The 1,706-nt window shown below is 35.7% G+C and carries 3 protein-coding genes; 1 reads left to right on the top strand and 2 read right to left on the bottom strand.

What is annotated here, in order from left to right; genetic code table 11:
- Positions 1–155 precede the first annotated feature (155 nt).
- Positions 156–707, bottom strand: a complete 552-nt coding sequence (locus tag DXD25_RS16105) for a GNAT family N-acetyltransferase (protein ID WP_117664368.1) — start codon at positions 705–707, stop codon at positions 156–158.
- 2 nt (positions 708–709) lie between these two features.
- Entirely contained in the window at positions 710–862 is a 153-nt protein-coding gene (locus DXD25_RS17015; protein ID WP_187360508.1) for a hypothetical protein, read from the bottom strand.
- Between the two features lie 336 nt (positions 863–1,198).
- Here DXD25_RS17015 and DXD25_RS16115 point away from each other — a divergent pair, with 336 nt between their 5' ends.
- On the top strand, positions 1,199–1,648 hold the full coding sequence (locus tag DXD25_RS16115; protein WP_117664370.1) for a PepSY-like domain-containing protein: 450 nt from the start codon (positions 1,199–1,201) through the stop codon (positions 1,646–1,648).
- Positions 1,649–1,706 lie beyond the last annotated feature (58 nt).

Consider the following 1,706-nt stretch of genomic DNA (forward strand, 5'->3'; position numbering starts at 1 on the left):
AATCCAAAAGATATCATATATCTATAAATATAAATATCAACCCTTAATGGATTGATGCTTGCTTTTGTTTTTTAGGTTTAATTATTACATAAGCAAAACCCCCATCCCGCTTGAGAAAGTAGGATGGGGGATTTCTGTAAAAAACTATATATTATCTACAATGACATCATTTTAAGATCATAATATAATAATCTTGTATGTGTCGCATCTTCATCATTTTTAGTAAGCTCTAAGAAGCTATTCTTTAAATAGAAAGGAATCGCCTCTATGTATGCATCAACAGTTATAAATCTACAACCCGTTTTATTGTCTTTGGCAAAAAATCCTTTGATAAAATTCAGGAGTTTTGTCCCAAGATGCAGCTTTCGTGCATTTTTGTCAACTGCTAATCTGCATATTTTTACTGCTGGATAGCTTTTGAGACGTTTTGAGTTTTTAAAGCGTCTTTTAAACCTATTGAACTCAGTGTTATTCTCAAACTCTGTTAAGGAGATTTTATCATTTGCTAAACTGAAGTATGCTAGGATTACACCATTATTGTCTTCAATAACGTAAGTCACAGCTAGCATCTCTCCACGATACAACTGTGACTCATTTAGAATGAAGTCATTTAAGTCTTCATCCCCACAGTTAAAATTAGATATTCTGTCATTAATATCTAATCGTCGAATCTTTAACGGTTCGCAAATTTCTTCATTATCGTTCATAATCAATTTACGAATAAACTCATGATATAATTATAGTCACGATTGATTTCTTCCATCTTCTCGTGGCTCTCTTTTGGAGGATTCTTCATCCTTGCCTCAAACACTCTGGCGTCTTCACCATAGAGTATCGGTGTTTCTTTTATAGGTCTTGCCATATTTCTTATTGTTTTAAAGTTCAACATCTAATTTCGCCGCAAAATTACGCTTTTTTCCTGAAACGACCAAATAAAAAGGGGGAAAACTGCCTGATAGACATTCATAAATCTCTCTATCACATACCTAAGAGGGTGTGTCATAAGTCCATGATGCAATTTAAACCGTTAAAACACTCTAAAATACTGGATGAATGTTTTGTAGTTTGAAATAATTTTAGTATATTTGTAGCAGGTAAAACAATCCCGTCTATGTCAATATACGGGTTATGCAATAGTGTATAATAATAAGTGATAGATAATAAAAATAGTAACATCAAAAATTTAAATTGTAACAACATGAAGAGAACGTTTTTAGCGACATTTCTGTCGATTATTTTTGCTATGGTAGCAGTAGCTTGCCACGGCAGTGATGAGAAAGAAATCGGTTATGCTGAGTTGCCAGTACAGGCTCAGCAGTTTGTTAAGCAGTATTTTCCTACTGCTACCTACTCTCGTGTAGAGAAGGAGAAGGACAACGGAAAGTGGGAATATGAGGCAACATTGAGCGATGGAACCAAAATAGATTTCAATAACAAGGGAGAGTGGAAGAGCGTGGACTGCAAGTTCTCTGCATTGCCATCTGGCATTATTCCTGATGTGATCGTTGCGGATATTGCTAAGCGCTATCCTTCACAGCAGCCGTATAAGATAGAGAAGGAGATAGGTGGTTACGAAATCGACATCCCAGGCTACGACCTGTATTACAACAGTGCCGGTAAATTCATCCGTGCTGAAATTGACCGATAATCCTATCCGGCATTAACACTCATTCAATCCTATATTTTAAGCAAATCCCCCATCTGGC

Source organism: Prevotella sp. TF12-30, from assembly GCF_003436715.1.
Taxonomy (GTDB): Bacteria; Bacteroidota; Bacteroidia; order Bacteroidales; family Bacteroidaceae; genus Prevotella; species Prevotella copri_A.